General features: G+C 64.7%; 20 protein-coding genes. 11 read left to right on the top strand and 9 right to left on the bottom strand.

Annotated features, from left to right (window positions below):
- Nucleotides 1–454: 454 nt before the first annotated feature.
- Nucleotides 455–1,267, bottom strand: coding sequence for a SigB/SigF/SigG family RNA polymerase sigma factor (locus tag AB0H76_RS09555; RefSeq protein ID WP_357319771.1), 813 nt, complete (start codon nt 1,265–1,267; stop codon nt 455–457).
- 344 nt (nt 1,268–1,611) lie between these two features.
- On the opposite strand from AB0H76_RS09555, the gene AB0H76_RS09560 reads away from it, so the two are divergent.
- On the top strand, nt 1,612–2,490 hold the full coding sequence (locus AB0H76_RS09560) for an SMP-30/gluconolactonase/LRE family protein (RefSeq protein WP_357319774.1): 879 nt from the start codon (nt 1,612–1,614) through the stop codon (nt 2,488–2,490).
- Between the two features lie 129 nt (nt 2,491–2,619).
- Here AB0H76_RS09560 and AB0H76_RS09565 read toward each other — a convergent pair whose 3' ends face one another.
- From AB0H76_RS09565 to AB0H76_RS09575, 3 genes are read right to left on the bottom strand one after another with little or no spacing between them, the layout of a single operon-like run.
- Entirely contained in the window at nt 2,620–2,850 is a 231-nt protein-coding gene (locus AB0H76_RS09565) for a DUF6480 family protein (RefSeq protein WP_357319777.1), read from the bottom strand.
- Nucleotides 2,851–2,862: 12 nt separating this feature from the next.
- The gene (locus tag AB0H76_RS09570; RefSeq protein ID WP_357319780.1) at nt 2,863–3,132 is read right to left on the bottom strand and encodes a Rho termination factor N-terminal domain-containing protein; all 270 of its coding nucleotides are present in this window, start codon (nt 3,130–3,132) and stop codon (nt 2,863–2,865) included.
- Nucleotides 3,133–3,166: 34 nt separating this feature from the next.
- Nucleotides 3,167–3,379, bottom strand: a complete 213-nt coding sequence (locus tag AB0H76_RS09575) for a hypothetical protein (protein WP_357319782.1) — start codon at nt 3,377–3,379, stop codon at nt 3,167–3,169.
- A 197-nt stretch (nt 3,380–3,576) separates the two neighbouring features.
- On the opposite strand from AB0H76_RS09575, the gene AB0H76_RS09580 reads away from it, so the two are divergent.
- Nucleotides 3,577–4,416, top strand: coding sequence for an SDR family oxidoreductase (locus AB0H76_RS09580; protein ID WP_357319785.1), 840 nt, complete (start codon nt 3,577–3,579; stop codon nt 4,414–4,416).
- Nucleotides 4,417–4,465: 49 nt separating this feature from the next.
- Complete coding sequence (locus AB0H76_RS09585; RefSeq protein ID WP_357319788.1) at nt 4,466–5,077, top strand: NAD(P)H-dependent oxidoreductase; 612 nt, start codon at nt 4,466–4,468, stop codon at nt 5,075–5,077.
- A 437-nt stretch (nt 5,078–5,514) separates the two neighbouring features.
- Here the strand turns inward: AB0H76_RS09585 and AB0H76_RS09590 are convergent, their stop codons facing one another.
- Nucleotides 5,515–6,420, bottom strand: coding sequence for an oxidoreductase (locus AB0H76_RS09590; protein WP_357319791.1), 906 nt, complete (start codon nt 6,418–6,420; stop codon nt 5,515–5,517).
- 56 nt (nt 6,421–6,476) lie between these two features.
- Between AB0H76_RS09590 and AB0H76_RS09595 the strand changes: the two genes are divergently transcribed.
- Nucleotides 6,477–7,076, top strand: coding sequence for a TetR/AcrR family transcriptional regulator (locus AB0H76_RS09595; protein WP_357319794.1), 600 nt, complete (start codon nt 6,477–6,479; stop codon nt 7,074–7,076).
- Nucleotides 7,077–7,550: 474 nt separating this feature from the next.
- Nucleotides 7,551–7,847: a hypothetical protein gene (locus AB0H76_RS09600; RefSeq protein ID WP_357319797.1), complete on the top strand. Its 297-nt coding sequence runs from the start codon at nt 7,551–7,553 to the stop codon at nt 7,845–7,847.
- A gap of 113 nt (nt 7,848–7,960) precedes the next feature.
- Here AB0H76_RS09600 and AB0H76_RS09605 read toward each other — a convergent pair whose 3' ends face one another.
- A complete protein-coding gene (locus AB0H76_RS09605) occupies nt 7,961–8,368 on the bottom strand; it encodes a type II toxin-antitoxin system PemK/MazF family toxin (protein WP_357319800.1) in 408 nt (135 codons plus the stop codon).
- A 355-nt stretch (nt 8,369–8,723) separates the two neighbouring features.
- Between AB0H76_RS09605 and AB0H76_RS09610 the strand changes: the two genes are divergently transcribed.
- The 3 genes from AB0H76_RS09610 to AB0H76_RS09620 all read left to right on the top strand — a co-directional run bounded on the left by AB0H76_RS09610 (nt 8,724) and on the right by AB0H76_RS09620 (nt 11,034).
- Nucleotides 8,724–9,212: a hypothetical protein gene (locus tag AB0H76_RS09610; protein ID WP_357319803.1), complete on the top strand. Its 489-nt coding sequence runs from the start codon at nt 8,724–8,726 to the stop codon at nt 9,210–9,212.
- Between the two features lie 377 nt (nt 9,213–9,589).
- Nucleotides 9,590–10,195 (top strand): isochorismatase family protein, encoded by a 606-nt coding sequence (locus tag AB0H76_RS09615; protein ID WP_357319806.1) that lies wholly within the window; start codon nt 9,590–9,592, stop codon nt 10,193–10,195.
- A 257-nt stretch (nt 10,196–10,452) separates the two neighbouring features.
- Nucleotides 10,453–11,034, top strand: coding sequence for a hypothetical protein (locus AB0H76_RS09620; RefSeq protein WP_357319809.1), 582 nt, complete (start codon nt 10,453–10,455; stop codon nt 11,032–11,034).
- Nucleotides 11,035–11,210: 176 nt separating this feature from the next.
- Here AB0H76_RS09620 and AB0H76_RS09625 read toward each other — a convergent pair whose 3' ends face one another.
- Nucleotides 11,211–12,401: a PP2C family protein-serine/threonine phosphatase gene (locus AB0H76_RS09625; RefSeq protein WP_357319812.1), complete on the bottom strand. Its 1,191-nt coding sequence runs from the start codon at nt 12,399–12,401 to the stop codon at nt 11,211–11,213.
- 144 nt (nt 12,402–12,545) lie between these two features.
- Here AB0H76_RS09625 and AB0H76_RS09630 point away from each other — a divergent pair, with 144 nt between their 5' ends.
- Nucleotides 12,546–13,028: a MarR family transcriptional regulator gene (locus AB0H76_RS09630; protein ID WP_357319815.1), complete on the top strand. Its 483-nt coding sequence runs from the start codon at nt 12,546–12,548 to the stop codon at nt 13,026–13,028.
- Nucleotides 13,029–13,357: 329 nt separating this feature from the next.
- Complete coding sequence (locus tag AB0H76_RS09635; protein ID WP_357319818.1) at nt 13,358–13,672, top strand: STAS domain-containing protein; 315 nt, start codon at nt 13,358–13,360, stop codon at nt 13,670–13,672.
- A gap of 269 nt (nt 13,673–13,941) precedes the next feature.
- Here the strand turns inward: AB0H76_RS09635 and AB0H76_RS09640 are convergent, their stop codons facing one another.
- Nucleotides 13,942–14,391, bottom strand: coding sequence for an ATP-binding protein (locus AB0H76_RS09640; protein WP_357319821.1), 450 nt, complete (start codon nt 14,389–14,391; stop codon nt 13,942–13,944).
- A gap of 74 nt (nt 14,392–14,465) precedes the next feature.
- Nucleotides 14,466–15,326, bottom strand: coding sequence for an alpha/beta hydrolase (locus AB0H76_RS09645; RefSeq protein ID WP_357319824.1), 861 nt, complete (start codon nt 15,324–15,326; stop codon nt 14,466–14,468).
- Between the two features lie 58 nt (nt 15,327–15,384).
- On the opposite strand from AB0H76_RS09645, the gene AB0H76_RS09650 reads away from it, so the two are divergent.
- Nucleotides 15,385–15,846: a MarR family winged helix-turn-helix transcriptional regulator gene (locus tag AB0H76_RS09650; RefSeq protein ID WP_357319827.1), complete on the top strand. Its 462-nt coding sequence runs from the start codon at nt 15,385–15,387 to the stop codon at nt 15,844–15,846.
- The last annotated feature ends 130 nt before the right edge of the window (nt 15,847–15,976 follow it).

Here is a 15,976-nt window from a genome sequence, read left to right on the forward strand (position 1 = left end):
GGCGAGATGTCGAGTCGTTAAGCCTCGCTACTCGTGGCTTTCACGAGCCCTTATGACGCGGGAGCGCTCAGTGGATTCGGAACTGGGCTTTTGCCATAAACCTGGCCGGGGAGGGGGGATAGGGTAGATCGTCGTTGGCGCGGTAGGGACGTTTCGGTGCAGTTCGGCAAGCGCGAGAAGCCTTCTTCGACTTCACCTTCGCGCCGCGCCGAAGCGCCCCGAGCGCTGCCAGCTCGGCGGGCCCGAGGATTGCACCGCATCGGCCGAGATCAAGATCGCCGACTCGTGGGGCGACGCGGCCTGGGGCTGCGCCATCGATGTCGAGGAAGCGCTGCTCAACGTGCGGTCGGTGTTCATCGCCAGTGAAGAACTCGGTGGGTTGGCCGCCGACGTCAACCGCTGACCTGACGATTGGTCCGCTGGTGAGTTCGTCCGCGTCACCTCGTTCGAGGTATCAACGTCTCTGGGTTTGATCGCGGAGTTGCTGCAGCGTGCGCGACAGGATCCGGGAAACCTGCATCTGGGAAACGCCAAGGGCCGCACCGATTTCCGACTGCGATTTGTCTTGCCCGTAGCGCATTGCGAGCACTGCTATTTCGCGTTCGGCGAGAGCGCTCAGTAGCGGTGCGGCAGATAGTGCGTCATCGACCAGGGTGTATCCCTTTTCTTCCACGGGCAGCGTCTCGCCCAGGGGCGTCGAGGTGTCCCCGGTGCCGTCGGTGGGTAGCAAGGTGTCGAGGGAGTTGGTGCTGAAGCAGTTGCCGGCGATCAGCGCTTGGGTGATCTCGGTGATGTCGACATCCAGATGCGCGCTCAGCTCGCGGGCGGTGGGTTGGCGTCCGAACTGCTGGAACAGTTGCGGAACTGCGCCCGTGACGTGTTGTTGTAGTTCTTTCACCGCGCGCGGTACTCGCACTGCCCAGGCGTGGTCGCGGAAGTGTCGCTTGACCTCACCCATGATCGTGGGGATTGCAAACGACAGGAACGACGCACCGTTGTGCGGGTCGAACCGGTCTACCGCCAGGACCACGCCTACCGCCGCGACCTGGGACAGATCGTCGAACTCGACGCCACGACCGGAGTAGCGGCGGGCGATGTGTTCTCCGAGCGGCAGGCACTTGCCGATGATCACTTCCCGCAGTCGTGCTCGTTCGGGACAATTCAGGGAAAGTCCGGCGAGCTTGTCCAGCCACGGTTCGATGTCGTCGTAAGGATCTGCCGCGTTGCGTCGCGGGACTCGGGGCGTTGGCACTCGAGAACTGGACATGTCGATCCTCACTACTGCAATAGGTTGCGGCTATTGAAGGAGTGTCCGGCCCCGCAGGGCTGGCCTGATGGGTTGAGCGCATCGTGGCGCGCCGAGGCGACTTGCAGTGCTTCGGTGTGCGCCGCCGGGCTTGCCCATCCTGTCTCGGGGTGAAGGGGGAATTCCAGCAATGGCGGGATCCGCAATAACATCGTCCACTGATTTTGATACACCTGTGACCGCTACGCAGATGACGCTCGCAGGACGTGGTCGACTCGCGATATTGCTGGCGTGGCGCCCGGGCCACGGCAACTTCCGTAACGAAGCTCGCGCTGGACGATGCCGTCCCAACTACCATCGCGACTGTGACCATCCAGCCCGGGGACCGAGATAACGCCGCCGAGTTGCTCCCACCGCCGAGGCTTCTGGTGGCAGGCCTGACCATGGTCGAATCCGGGCGTTGGCACGAGGGCCGGCTGTGGTTCGCTCACTGGGGCAGCGGTGAGGTGGTCGCGGTCGATCTCGACGGGCGAACCGAGGTGGTCGCGCCCGGTCGCGCCACCATGGGCTGGTCGATCGACTGGCTCCCGGACGGCCGGCTCTTGGTGTCAGGAGAGACGCTGACCCGAGTCGAACCGGACGGGACGACCACGCAGTACAGCGCCCAGGGCGGCAACGAACTCGTCGTCGACTCGGCCGGTCATGTCTATGTCAACGGCGCTGATTTCGACTTCCTGGGCGGCGGGGCGCCCGAACCCGGCTGGATCCGGCTGATCGCTCCTGACGGCAGCTCGCGCGACGTCGCAGCCGACATCGAGTTCCCCAACGGCATGGTGATCACCCCCGACGGCTCACGGCTCGTGGTCGCGGAATCATTCGCCGGACGGCTCACCTCGTTCGACATCGATGCCGACGGGTCGTTGTCGGGTCGACGTACCTGGGCCGAAGGGTTGGGACCGGACGGGATCTGCATCGATGCCGACAACGGCATCTGGTGCCAAACCGCTGATATACCCGATCCGGACGATGACAGCGCCGTCGCGGGAGCGGTGGTTCGGGTGCTCGAGGGGGGAGAGATCACCCATCGCGTCGAGACCGACCTGCCGTGCTTCTCGTGCGCGCTCGGTGGCCCCGAGGGACGCCATCTGTTCTTGTTGTGCAACGAGTTCGAGGGAATCGACCAGCTCGAAGCTGTGCTTGCGCGCCGCAGCGCGCGGATATACGTAGTCGAGTTGGCGGGATGAACTAATCCACCGAGATCGGGCCGGTGGCGAGCTCCGCGGAGCAGTGTGCAGGGGACAACCAGCACCAATTCACGCGACGTGGCAGCATCGCAGGCTCCAGCGGCGGGTAGTAGCCAGTGGGTATGGCGGCTAGACAATCATGGCGATCAGTCCGACCGCGGCCGCCGCGAACAGTGTCACGATGACGATGATTCCGATGATCGCCCCGATGCCGGCCAGGGGGAAGCGATGGCGGGTGGCCGGTTCGGGTGCCGAGAGCCCCGAGGTCTGTGCGGTTTCCGGTGGTGTCGCCCCGGGCGCGACACCACCGCCGGGCTCCAGGTCCGGGGTCTTGGCGGGGTCGGGGTCCATCGAATTCATGTGTCCCTCCCGTCAGTGGTTGCGCAGCTGGTCGATCAACTCGTCTTTGCGTTTGCCGGAATAACCGCGCAAACCGAGTTCCTTGGCCCGCTTGCGGAGTTCTTCGACCGTGCGATCGTCATAGCTGCCCGCACGGCCACCCTTCTTGCCGACGCTCTTGCGACCTTGGGCCGCGGCGGCGTTGGAGATGCGCGCCGCCTTCTGTTTGGAGTCACCTTGCCGACGCAGATCCTCATAGAGTTCCTGGTCTTTGAGGTGGGGGTCCGATGCTGATTTGGGCATCTGCGCTCCTCGGGATCGTGGCTGACTCAGCCGGTCAGTTCTGGAGGTTTTCCGGGTCGGAACCGGGCAGGTCGGCCGGTTGTGGCGCGGCACCGGTGCCGCTCAGATCTGTCGTAGAGCCGCCCTCGGTCTCTTCGAGCGCCGCGTTCAGATCCGCGCGCAGGCGTTGGGCGGCGGCCTGATCGCCGGCGTCTTCGGCGGTGGTGATGTCCTGACGAAGCTGGGCGATGATGTCGGGGGAAACCATGATTCTCCTCGCTGTCCATGGGCCGTACAGTGACGCGCTACCCAAGACCGCCGCCGGCTAATCGCTCCTGACCGAAAAGGTCGCGCGACCGTTGTCGATGCGCTCTGCGGTGTCCTGGCCTCGCGTGGTGTGTTTGCCGGAGATGAATCGCGGTAGTCGGCCAAGAGTTGGCGTCGATCGGCGAGGAGGAGTCCACGATGGGTTTTCCCGAACAGCAGCAGCCGGTGCCGGGTGTCCAGGCCCGGATGAACCCGGTCCCGGATTGTGGTGAGAACAGCTATCGCGGGTCGGGCAAGCTGACCGGCAAGGCGGCGGTTATCACCGGCGCCGACAGCGGGATCGGACGGGCGGTGGCGATCGCGTTCGCCCGCGAAGGCGCCGACGTGCTGGTCTCCTACCTGAGCGAAGACGACGACGCCAAGGAAGTCGCCGCGCTGGTCGAGCAGGCCGGTCGCAAAGCGGTGCTCGTCCCTGGCGACCTGGCCGACGCGGGTCACTGCCGGGCCGTCATCGATCGCGCCGTCGAGGAGTTCGGCAAGATCGACGTGCTGGTCAGTAACGCCGCCTACCAGATGACTCACGAGACCATCGAGGAAATCAGCGACGAGGAGTTCGACCACACCTTCCAGGTGAACGTCGGCGCCTACTTCCGTCTGGTCAAGGCGGCGCTGCCGCACATGCCCGCCGGCGCCTCGATCATCGGCAGTTCTTCGGTCAATTCCGATATGCCATCGCCGACGCTGGCCCCGTACGCGGCGACGAAGGCGGCGATCGCGAACTTCTCCGCGAGCCTGGCCCAGTTGCTGGGCGAGCGCGGGATCCGGGTGAACAGTGTTGCGCCGGGCCCGATTTGGACACCTTTGATCCCCTCGACGATGCCGCAGGAGAAGGTGTCGAAGTTCGGTGACGACACTCCGCTGGGCCGGGCGGGTCAGCCCGCCGAACTCGCCGCGACCTACGTGCTGCTGGCCTCCGAGGACGGTAGCTACATCTCGGGCGCACGGGTCGCTGTCACGGGCGGACGACCGATTCTCTGACAAGACCCGCTTCTCCGATCGCTGACCACCAACCAGGAGGACGAACATCATGGCCGCTCCCACCGCACTCGCGCTGGTCTGCACCTTGCAGAAGTCCCCTTCCGAATCCAGCAGCGAACTCATCGCCCGCCACGTCTTGGACGCCTTGGCCGGAAGCGATGTCAAAGGCGAAATCGTGCGTGTAGTCGACTACGACGTACATCCCGGTGTCAGCATCGACGAGGGTTCCGGCGACCAATGGCCCACGATCCGGGAACGCATCCTGGCCGCGGATATCGTGCTCGTCGCGACACCGACCTGGGTCGGGCACATGTCCTCGGTCGCCCAGCGCGTGCTGGAACGGCTCGATGCGGAACTGTCCGAAACCGACGAGGACGGCCGCCCCTCCATGGTCGGGAAAGTCGGGATCGTCGCCGTCGTCGGCAACGAGGACGGCGCACACAAGATCACCGGCGACCTCTTCCAGGCCCTCAACGACATCGGATTCACCATTCCCGCCCAGGGCAGCACCTACTGGAACGGCGAGGCGATGGGCAGCGTCGACTACAAGGACCTCGATTCCGTCCCGGACGCCATCGCCTCGGCGACGAAGGCGACAGCGCGCAACGCGGCCCATCTCGCCGGCCTGCTCAACACGGGCGGGTACCCCGCTTACGAATAGCCGAGCGGTATGGCGGTGAGGCAGATTCTTGACGAAACATTCTGTTCGCGGGCGTCGGCGTCGACTTGGGCCGCGCCATGACCCGCGCGGTTCGAAGGGATCAGCAAGAGGCTGCGGGAGATCTACGGGCAGAGTTCATCGGCGTTCGCAGGAAACCAACACCAAACTGCGGGTGCTGGCTGCCAACTCCTGGCGGTGGTGGATGGCTTCGACGGTGCCCCGGTCAAGGTTCGTACGCAGTTCGACCATCTACTGCTGACTGTGCACGAACAGCCCGACCCGCCCGACCTTGCTCGGAAGCTGGGAATAGACAGCTCAACGGCAGGCTGATGAGCGTCCGCGCATGCCGCGCGCGACTCGAACCCGCCAAGAGTCGGTGCACGGAAGATCAACGGGCAGAGTGGTTGCCGGCCGCGGGCAGGGAGCCCATGCCTATTTCAGTTAGCATCGGCTTTCGCCGGATACTTCACTCCGGTCAGCCGCTCGGAGGCCTCCCACAACCGCCCTTGCAGCCGATCGTCACGTGAGGCGTGGCTCGATCGCACCAGAGCTGGATAACCTTGGATTTCGAAAAGTCCTGAGGGGCCGTAGTATTCGCTTCCCGCTGCGTTCGGGTCAGTGGCTGCGCGCAGTGTCGGCAGCGCGCCCATCGCGGGCGTCCGGCCGAAGAGTCGGGCGATCGCCAGATTCGGCAATCGGAACGCCGCCGGTGAGTAGCGGAAGACGTCTGTACTCGCACCACCGGGATGGGCGGCCAGGGCCATTGCGGAGGTATCGGCGAGCCGACGATCGAGTTCGTAGGTGAACAGAAGGTTCGCCAATTTCGATTTCCCGTAGGCGTTTCCGATCGGTGCCGCCGGATCGTCGGGATCGATACGACCGAACCGGTGGCCGATGCTGCTGACAGTGACCACCCGTGCTGCGCCAGCGGCTGTGATGCGGTCCAGTAGCAGTCCCGTCAGAGCGAAGTGCCCTAGGTGGTTGATGCCGAATTGCACCTCGAATCCGTCCTCGGTGGTTCCGGATAGCCCGGTCACGCCGGCGTTGTTGATCAGCAGATCGATATGGCTGTGCCGCGAGCTGATTGCTGTGGCCGCGTCGCGGATGGACGCCAGGGAACCGAGATCGAGTTCAGCGGTATCGATCGCTGCCCTGGATGCATTGGCTCGGATGCGGTCGGCAGCGGCCTCGGCTTTGCCGCGATCGCGACAGGCCAGCACGACCTCTGCGCCGCGTTCTGCCAGTGCTGAGGCGGTTTCGAAGCCCAGGCCGGTGTTTGCTCCGGTGATCACGGCAACCCTTCCGGTCAGGTCGGGCATGTCGGCGGTAGTCCACTTGCTCACGGAATCTCCTAATATGAACGGGAAGTTCACATTAAAGTGAACCAATAGTTCATGTTGTGCGCAAGGGCCAGGAGGAACCGATGAGGGGTAGACCCCAGCGCGCGGACGCGCTCCGCAATCGACAGGCGATCGTCACCGCCGCACGAGAACTGGTCATCAGTCATGGGCCCGGCGTCGGGATGGATCAACTCGCCGCTGCCGCAGGCGTCGCGGTGGGCACGCTGTATCGGCATTTCGCGACCAAGAAAGACCTGATGGATGCGATCGTGGACGAGCTCTCGACGACAATCGGCGAATCGCTGGCCGCCTCTCTAGCCCGGGCCGAAGCGAATCCGGGCTCGGCCTTCGAGGAGTTGATCGCACTCCTGCGCAGTGTGGTGCTCGACATGAGTCAGGAGCGTCTTTTCCGGTTCGCCGCCGCCGAGGTGGTCGAGGCGCCTTTTCTGGAGTTACAGACGCGCGGTCGCGCCGTCGTTGATCGATTGGTCGTGCTCGCACACGGTACCGGCGCGCTGTATTCCGACGTCACCAGCGACGATGTGATCCTGCTGCTGGCCACCGCGCCGGCCGAAGACGTCGAAGAGCGACAACAACTTCGGTGGTTGGTGCTGGCCCGCCGGGCACTCACGCCGAATGGAGAACCGGCAGAAGCTTGAGCGCCACGACGCCCCTCGGCCGAGCCGGTGGATCTGTGCTCCGAAGCTGCCACATCTTGGTCCGGTGCCGTACATCGCACTGAGCGCGAGATTTAGTGCAGGCGGTTGCACCTCGGTGTTGTCGTGGCTGCGAAGAACGCAATGGCGGGGTCTGCGGAATCGGTGCGCTACGGGGGAATCGGATTGCGTCGTTCGGTTGCGGACCGACCGGGACACGCCGTACCGGATCGTGAGCGAGTCACGCCTGGCAGGGGATCTGCCGCGGGCGTGCGCGTTCATGCCGCGACGCGCTATCCCGAGTGTCGCGGACAGGTGCCGATGAACGCACTCAAATGCCGATGTGCGGGCACTCCTAGCTGTGCCAGGCGCGCTATGCCCGCTGAACGGGCGGACCGCGGTATCGCTGGGTCCGCCTGTGCTACCTTGCGCACGAATCAGGTTGCGGCGGAGTATGTCCCACCTGGGAGGTTCCAAATGCGCACTGCGCGTGTCTTTTCACTCTTGTTGCTGATGCTGTTCGCCGCGGCGTGTGGGATTCTGTTCGAGGACCCCTTCGAGAAGGGGGACTGCCTGAGAACGCGTGGCAGCGGTAACTTCATCAAGGTGTCCTGCTCCGACGCCGCCGCGGACTATGTAGTGCTCGACCGTTTCCCTATCGATGAGAAACAGATGAGCTGCAGCGTCGCCGGCACCGAGAGGACATACTTCGACGGCGCCACCGGATACGAGTACTGCCTCGGCGATCTGAGTTCCCGCTCCGCGCCAGGTTGAGGAAAGCTCAGCCCACAGCGCCACCCGTCAACCGCTTACGGGTTGATTCGGACCGTGCGAGCCGCAGCCGACCGTATGCACGGTATCGCCGAATGCAGGACGCCGTGGGTAAGTCAGTCCCGGAACCCGCCCCGTCGCAGCACATCCCTGATCTCGTCGAGCCTGGCCATCGCCTCGGGGGGTGATTCCCGGGGCTGGGTAGATAGCCGCAAGGCCGTATCGATCTCGTCGAGCTTGGCCGTCGTCAACACCGTTGCCCGTGCAATAAGCGATTCCGCGGAGACGGTGGTCAGCCAAGTACAGAAGACGACGTCCGGATTCGGGAATGCGAGCCGTACCACGCCTTGATACGGAACCCCCTCAATCGCACCGATCTGCACCTCGATGCCCAATCCGCCGAGATCGATGCCCGATGGCGGCACGACCTGCAACGTCTGGAAGCCCGACGACTCGTCGCCGTCGAGCAACACCACAGGGCGCCGCTCGTCGAACTCGACCCACCAGACTTCTCCGCGTCGCATGCCGCCTCCTTTGAGAATCCCACCGCCAACCCTAGTGCCGTCCCGGACCACTTCCGGTAAGTCATTGAACTGCTCCCGGGGACATGGACGAGGAGTTGAGGCGGCCGAGCCTTTACCGAACGCACTGTCATGCCGCAGAGCGCGATCCTGAAGACCGCGGCGCCGGTCGACGAACGCACTGATCTGCCGAGATGCGTGCCTGCCAGCCCCGCGCAAGAAACCGATCATCGTCGCCATCGCGCCACGACCCGTTACCAGCCAGGGAAGACCTCGCGCGCGCATGTCTAACCGAAGCGAGTACCAGCAGAGCGTGTACTGAGGGAGAGTCCCGCTCCGCGAACCCCAGGAGGCGATCATGACCGTCCGATATTTCCATCACGCTACCGTCCTGCTTCTCGCCGCTCCCCTCGCGCTCGCCGCCGCCCCGGCACCGGCCCAGGCCGAGTCGGGATGTGGGGCCACGCTGCGGTCGTGGACCGGTCCAGCAGATACCGCCAGCTATGAGGGAACCATGGAGTACCAGGGCACCAACCGCTCCGAGAACCAGAAAGAGAACGAGGCCAAGTTCAAGATCGACTTCGTCAAGGGGATCGCGACCTGGAAGGTAGATGTGGAAGGTGACGACTCTGGCCCGACCTTCGAGTACGGCCCCGCCAGCCTGGAGGGACCGGACGTGCTGTATCTCCTTCGTCCGCCCGAAGACGAGCATGGTCTGCCCGAGCTCGAAAAGCAGATCTATGTCACTGCAGACAAATGCGATGGACAGAACAACGTTCAGACAGCCGCGTTCCGGATGGGCCTCTACAAGCGTGTTACAACGGGGGGTATGGAGCGCGTCTCCTAGCTTCCTGGATCGGTCGGTTCCGCGCAGGGCTGGGTCCGGGAAGACTCGAGGGCTGGAGATAGTCGAGCGGCGGTGCTGTCTGTGGCGCGTGGTCGACGACTCGGCCTGTGATCACCCGCCGGTCCTGAGCCGGTTAGTGCGCGTTCATGCGTGCCAAACGTCCGCATCTGCCGCTGGGCGCACCGAGCGAAGCGGTCACGAGGCTGTCCCGGGTAGATGCCCCGGCACCCGCACCAAGCCAAAAGTCATGCGCTGTTGTTCATCGGGCACGACGAATCACCAGCCGGACGTGTTTGCGGAGGTGGTGGTCGAATCCGGCTTAACGTCAGGAGCGCTATGACCCGGGAGGACCACTGTCGAACAGGAGCGAGTCAGCTATGCCCGAAACGTGGGTTCCGATCGATGCGCTCAGTGCCGACAACAGCGTGCTGTTGCTGATCGACTACCAGCCACACATGTACAACGGGATGAGCGGACGCGACCGCGACAACGTCCACCGTGCCGCGCTAGCGCTCGCCCACGCGGCCCGGATTCTCGAGGTGCCCGCGGTGCTGACAGCGCTGAATCCTGCCGGTAACGGTGAGTTCCGCGCCGATATCGCGGCTGCGCTACCCGGCAGTGGGGTCATTGTTCGCAAGGTTCCCGGCTTCGACGCCTTGGCCGACGCGGCGACGTTGGACGCGGTGCGTGCTGCCGGGCGACCCAAGCTGGTGTTGAGCGGGCTGTGGACCTCGATGTGTATGACCTTCAGTGCTCTGCACGCGTTGCGTGGGGGATTCGAGGTCTACGGTGTCCTCGACGCCGCGGGAGATATGTCTGCGCAAGCGCATGATTGTGCGGTGCGACGAATGGTTCAGGCCGGTGTGGTGCCGGTGACGTGGATGCAGGTGACCTCGGAATGGATGGACAATTGGGCCAATCCGAAGTCCGGTGAACTTATCGCGCAGGTCTATGCGGAGTACAACGTGACGATGGGGATGTGAGTCACGGTCGCCATCGACAACCAACCAGCTATGGGCGCTGCTAGCAGGATTCGTCAACCGGGCTGCTCGGCCGAACGAACTGTCATACCGCGGAGCGCGCGATCCTGAAGACCGCGGCGTCGGTCGACGAACGCACTGATCTGGCTCATGAGCGGGCACAAGTCCAGGTGTCACCAGATTTCGAGGACTGGGATGGAGGGTATGACGGCGAGACGGTGCGGCTCGAGCTGACCAGACCTGCGGGATACCATGGCCTGGTGCACGAGGACGATTTGCTCCGTCGCTGGGAAGAACACTGGCCGGCGTGCCCACCGATCGCCCATGCTTTGAAATCGGCCTATCCGGATCGATGGATACGTTTCCACAGTCTGCCGGAATCTAAGCGCTATCCCGATACCGCGAACGAGTATGCGATCGTGCTGGACCGATATAACACAATCCTGGATGAACTCTTCAGTGACCAAGTCATCTACGTCATAACAGCGGATTGGTCCCAAACCCCTCGTCCAGCACAACGTTCCCGCCCTCCCGCGCGCTGGCAACCGGGAGGAGCTCAGTACTGGACATCGATCTGCAACGATGATCCCGATCCTGAGTACATTACGTACACGCACTTGTACTTCGGCCAGACCCCATGGGAGCGTGGCTGTCTCGATGAACTGTTGCATGCCGTCACCGACGAGGTCACCGCTGGCGTTCTGATCACCGATATCGCCCTAGAGCGGATCCACCATCCCTACGACGGTGGATCAGACGTCATCCTGACCACAACTGACGAACGCGATCGGCTGCGTTCCCACCATGCCGAATGGCTCTCATCGCATCCATTAGGGCTCTGAATCGGAATCGAGCAGGCTCCCTTCCCCATCGAACGGGGATGCGGCTCCGGCATCCGCCTCATGCCGCTGTGCGCGCTGAGAGAACCGGCCAGGCCGCGGCCGGCTGAGTGCACTGTTCTGCCGAATTGAGGACTGTTCACGTCTGTGCGGTGAGGGCGGCTATGCACCCTGACCGCTCAGTGACCGGCCTGCGCTGCGGGATTGTTCCAGTCGATACAGACCACGACAGCATCATCGAGTAGATCGGTGCCCTCGTGGTAGTCGAGCAACTCGGTGATGATGGCGCGGGCGGCTTCTGAGGCCGGCAAGTTGCTCGAAGCGCTGATCGCGAGGTCGAGGTTGGTCGTGCCGTATTCGGTTCCGGTGGGCGCCTGCGCAGTGTGTACTCCATCGCTGACGATGACCAGCCGGTCACCGGGCTCGACATGGAAGGCTTGTTCGCGGTAGTTGGTGCCATCGAACATCCCCAAGGGCAGTTGGGCCTCGAACGAAATCAGTTCGACGACGCCCTCGCGCAACCGCAGCGCGCGCGGGGAACCGGCGTCGATCACCCCTACGCGGCCGGTGGCGACCTCGAAGCGCAGCAGCAGGGTCGATACATGCTGCGCGCCCCCGTATTGGGCGTAGAGGGCCTGGTCGGCCAAACAGGCTTGGTCGGCGATGTCGAGGCCGGCCCGGCGCGCGTTGCGCAGGGCGCTGATGGCCAAGTTGGTCAGCAGGGCGGCTCCGATGCCTTGACCCATGCCATTGGAGACGGTGACGGTGAGGTATTCCGCGGAGGTGCTCCAATCGAAGTTGTCTCCGCCGATGGTGTAGGCGGGCTCGAGCTGGCCGCCCAGAGAGTATTCCGTGCGGGCGCAGCCGCGCCCGGGCAGGAGTTGCCATTGCATTTCCGCGGCCAGGCTGAGGCGTTCGCGGCGGCGCGCTTGCAGGTAGAGGTCGGTGTCGCGTTCGGCGACGATCAACTCGTGTCCCAGCATGGTGGCCAGCCCGGCCAGGACTTCGCGTTGGCCGTCGGTGGGCGTGGCCGGGAGCTGCACTCGCAGGATGCCCAGCCGGTCGCCGCGCACGGCGACCGGTAAATGGATCACGACTCCTTCGGCGCCCGGGCCAGGTTCGAGGAGCACTTGCTGTGCGGTGAACGCCCGGCCGGCGGTCGTGGTCCTGATAGGCAGCGGTGTCGCGGTGCGGGGCAGCTCGGTGACCGGTTGCAGCACCGAGAGCCGGTAGTCGGCCAGCAGCAGGTCCACCGAGGTCGCCGCGAAATCGGATTGCAGCGTGGCGCGCATGACGTCGAGCAGTGCGTGGGGGGCGCTGGCGCGCAAGGCTTTCTCGGCGTGGCCGAGGGCGTCGTGGTTGCGGGACATCGGGCCTCCGAGGGTGGGCGAGCCCCCGGGGGCCTGCATTGCTGTGTGGTCGATCGCACCGACGATTGTCGTGCGACACGGGCCGGACGAGATTACCGCGTGCCTGGGGTGTCCCGGGCCGGGGCGACGTGTCACGATAGTGGCATGAGCAGCGCTTCGCGTCCGGATCGGCCCGGGTCCGATCTCGCCGCGACGGTCGAGCAGGCGGCGGCGCGCTTGGTGGCGCTGTGGGGTCAAGCCCAGCAGGATGTCGCGATTCGAGTGTCCCCGTCGCAATTGCAGGCCCTGACCATTGTGCAGCGCCACGGCCAGCTCAACCTCAACGGCCTTGCTGCCGAACTGGACGCGATGCCGTCCTCCGCGAGCCGGCTGTGCGATCGGCTGCAGGCAGCGGGATTGCTCGCCCGCACGGCCAGTCCGGCCAACCGCCGAGAAGTGATGCTCGCGTTGACCAGAGATGGGCAGCGGCTGCTCACCGAGGTCAGTAACACCCGTCGCAGAGCGCTGGCTCAGGTGCTCCAGGGCATGAGTGCCGCTGGGCGTGCAGCCCTGCTGTCGGGGCTGGCGGAGTTCACCGCAAGCGCCGAGCAGAACACCGACCTCGCTCAGCAGGAGCGGCGAGCCTGACAGCGCACTCGGCGCGAATTATTTCCATGCGACAATCGATGCGGTGGTCGCATGTTTGACCTGGTCGAAGCATCAGTGATCTGCCGGGAGCTGTCGCGACCGACTGTGGTCGCTGGTGCCGTCAGTCCGCGAGCTCGGGCGCGTAGTCGGCCCTCTGATGCTGCTCTGGACTTGCCAACCGGCGTGATGGCCGCGCCGAGGATGGCGAAGTCGCGGTTGGCTTATTGATATTTGTCATGCGACAATTATCTGGTGGGTCGCACCTAGTCGATCCCGTGGAGGTGAGATCGGTCGTGAGTTCATCCAGCGCCATCGCGGCGGGAGGCCCGATGTCTCAGCGGTATTCGAACCGCCCATCATGCGAGGTGTGGTGCTTTCCGGAGGAGCTGCCCCCGCGGGTCGTGCTGCGCGGCGATATCGACATCACTGCGAATCTGCAACTCGAGGCGGCCTATCAGAAACTCGAGCCGCTGGCCCCCAGCGACGTCGTGCTGGACTTGGCCGAGGTCACCTTCCTGGGATGCTCCGCATTGCGGCTCGTGGTCGCGTTGACCGCGCGGCTGTCACCGACCGGCCACAAGGTGACCCTTCGGTCGCCCAGCTTGCCCGCCCGGCGACTGCTCGAGCTCGCGGAATTTCTGTAGGCAGCGGTCGGCGTCGGTTTCGCTGTATCGACCAGGTCATCCGGAATTCGCCCGGGAGGTCAAGGATCTCGGTCGGTTCGCGGGGATCCGCGCCGGGCGTGCCCGCACCGGCTGCGATCCGCCTCGCCACTTCCACAGCGAGTTGGGCTGCTGCGGCAGGCGGGCGGAGCACCCGTAGGTCCTCTATCGGTCCGGTGCAGGCAACGCAGAATTCGGCAGGTGATCTTGCCGTATGCGGCGCCTTCGAAGGACTGTCGGCCGGCCCGGCTTCAGCGGTCGACCAGACCGGAGTTCTCGGTTGCTGTGTGGGTGGGCGCCGGTTGTAGTTCGGTGCGCAGCTCGACGGTGGTGCCGTGGCGGCTTGGCTGGATGTGAACCTGATGCATCAACGTGCGCATGAGGGACAGCCCCCGACCGCGATTGGTCTCGGGGACGGTAGTCGGAATCTTCCAACTGCCATCGTCGCTGACGGTAACGTGCAGCACGCCGTCTTCGGCCGAGACCTTTAGCCCTACGGTGCCGCCGGACTGGTGGCGGCACCCGTGTTCGATAGCGTTAGCGCACGCTTCGTCGGTGGCGGCCAGGATGTCAGCCGCCTGGTCGGTGTCGACAGCACAGTCGGCGAGCCATCGCCGCAGCGTCCTGCGCACCTGGACCAGCCGGGTCGGGTCAGCGGGGAAACTCAGGCTCAAGGGCGCTGAGGGGCGGGGATACATCATTGGTCACCTCCCTGGTTAAGGCGCGCATACCCGATTCCGTCACGGACACGCGTGAAACGGCGATCCAAATGCACTCAGCTGCCGCAGAGCGCGCGATCCCGAGAGGCTCTGCCCCGCCTGATGGCGTCGAGGAAGTCCTCTACGAGCCGGTTGTAGGTCGCTGGTTGCTCCATGTTCGGGTAGTGGCCCGCGTCATCGATCATGTCGCGACGGCCGTTGGGAACTGCGTCGAGGAGACGATCCACCGTCGCTATCAGGTCGGGTGAGTCGTATTTGCCGTCGACGGCCAGCACCGGGCATCGGATTGTCTGTGCGCGGATCACGACATCGGCCACGGAAATGTTGTGATCCGGTTCCGGAACAGTATGTTTGGCCAGGGTGCGTGCTGCCATCTGCCGGAGCTTCACCAGTACGCCTGGATCGACCTCGTCCAGCGCACGATCCGGGCCGGCGGCCCAGCACACGAAGGCATCCATCCAGGCGGCGACATCTCGCCGCGCCAGCGCGTCCGCCTGGGCCGTGGCGACCTTTTGCGACCATCGGTCCCGGTACTCGGGTTCTCCGATACCGCGCCCGCTGACGACGAGCCCATCGACCAGCTCCGGATACTCGACCGCAGCATCGATTGCGATCATCGCCCCCATCGAGACCCCTACCAGCACAGCCGAATTCACCTCGAGATGTCGCAATAACGCGACCAAGTCGTCGACCTGACGGAATGGCTTGGTCGCGTTGGCGGATGCGCCGTGCCCACGGGCGTCGGGAACGATCACCCGGCAGCACTGACGGAGCACCGACAGCTGCGGATCGAACATGCTGGAATCCGTGAAGCCCGCATGCAGCAACACCACCGGGGCGCCTTCGCCGCCGGAGTCGCGATAGGTCAAAGTGCCATCGGCGGAGTCGAATCCGAGCACATCAGCAGTGGTGAGCATGACAACCAAGGTGTCATAACCATAGGGGGTTTGACAACTGAGGTGTCACAATTGCGGGGTGGCCGATTCTCTGACACCCGATGAACTCGCCCGACGACTGCGGAAGGTCTTCGCGCAGGTCGGCGTCCTGTACCGGCATGTCTATCGCCGGGTCGAGCAGGAGGCGCTGTCGCAGGGCCTGTCGGTCGGCGTCCGCGCCGTCTGCGAATCGCTGGACGCGAGTGGACCTGCGACCGTTCCGCAGTTGGGACGAACTTTGGCGTTGAGTCGCCAGTTCGTGCAGCGCATGGTCAACGATGCGTGTGCGGCGGGACTGGTCGAGACACGCGAGAACCCGAGGCATCGACGCTCACCCCTGATCGCTCTGACCCCGCAAGGGCGGGCGGCGATCACCGCGACCATCGCCCGCGAGCACGCCGTCCTGCGCGATGTCGGCGGCGATCTCACCGCCGCCGACATAGACATCTGCCTGCGCGTCCTCTACCACCTGGGCCACCCCTTCGTCGAGGACGACCTCTAGGAGTCCACGCTTCCTGCATCGCACGTTCAGAGCTGACGTCTCCCGCGCTGACTTAGTCAGCACGAGTGAGCGATATGCCGCGGAGCGCGCGGCCTGAACCGGCCAGCGAAGGCGCGCGGAAGATCGGCGG

The sequence above is a fragment of the Nocardia sp. NPDC050712 genome, from assembly GCF_040654295.1.
Classification (GTDB): Bacteria; Actinomycetota; Actinomycetes; order Mycobacteriales; family Mycobacteriaceae; genus Nocardia.

What these genes read in the sequence shown, in the direction of transcription:
- AB0H76_RS09555 (WP_357319771.1), bottom strand. Translation starts at nt 1,267, where the DNA reads ATGTCCAGTTCTCGAGTGCCAACGCCCCGAGTCCCGCGACGCAACGCG.
- AB0H76_RS09565 (WP_357319777.1), bottom strand. Translation starts at nt 2,850, where the DNA reads ATGAATTCGATGGACCCCGACCCCGCCAAGACCCCGGACCTGGAGCCC.
- AB0H76_RS09570 (WP_357319780.1), bottom strand. Translation starts at nt 3,132, where the DNA reads ATGCCCAAATCAGCATCGGACCCCCACCTCAAAGACCAGGAACTCTAT.
- AB0H76_RS09575 (WP_357319782.1), bottom strand. Translation starts at nt 3,379, where the DNA reads ATGGTTTCCCCCGACATCATCGCCCAGCTTCGTCAGGACATCACCACC.
- AB0H76_RS09580 (WP_357319785.1), top strand. Translation starts at nt 3,577, where the DNA reads ATGGGTTTTCCCGAACAGCAGCAGCCGGTGCCGGGTGTCCAGGCCCGG.
- AB0H76_RS09585 (WP_357319788.1), top strand. Translation starts at nt 4,466, where the DNA reads ATGGCCGCTCCCACCGCACTCGCGCTGGTCTGCACCTTGCAGAAGTCC.
- AB0H76_RS09600 (WP_357319797.1), top strand. Translation starts at nt 7,551, where the DNA reads ATGCGCACTGCGCGTGTCTTTTCACTCTTGTTGCTGATGCTGTTCGCC.
- AB0H76_RS09605 (WP_357319800.1), bottom strand. Translation starts at nt 8,368, where the DNA reads ATGCGACGCGGAGAAGTCTGGTGGGTCGAGTTCGACGAGCGGCGCCCT.
- AB0H76_RS09610 (WP_357319803.1), top strand. Translation starts at nt 8,724, where the DNA reads ATGACCGTCCGATATTTCCATCACGCTACCGTCCTGCTTCTCGCCGCT.
- AB0H76_RS09615 (WP_357319806.1), top strand. Translation starts at nt 9,590, where the DNA reads ATGCCCGAAACGTGGGTTCCGATCGATGCGCTCAGTGCCGACAACAGC.
- AB0H76_RS09625 (WP_357319812.1), bottom strand. Translation starts at nt 12,401, where the DNA reads ATGTCCCGCAACCACGACGCCCTCGGCCACGCCGAGAAAGCCTTGCGC.
- AB0H76_RS09630 (WP_357319815.1), top strand. Translation starts at nt 12,546, where the DNA reads ATGAGCAGCGCTTCGCGTCCGGATCGGCCCGGGTCCGATCTCGCCGCG.
- AB0H76_RS09635 (WP_357319818.1), top strand. Translation starts at nt 13,358, where the DNA reads ATGTCTCAGCGGTATTCGAACCGCCCATCATGCGAGGTGTGGTGCTTT.
- AB0H76_RS09640 (WP_357319821.1), bottom strand. Translation starts at nt 14,391, where the DNA reads ATGATGTATCCCCGCCCCTCAGCGCCCTTGAGCCTGAGTTTCCCCGCT.
- AB0H76_RS09645 (WP_357319824.1), bottom strand. Translation starts at nt 15,326, where the DNA reads ATGCTCACCACTGCTGATGTGCTCGGATTCGACTCCGCCGATGGCACT.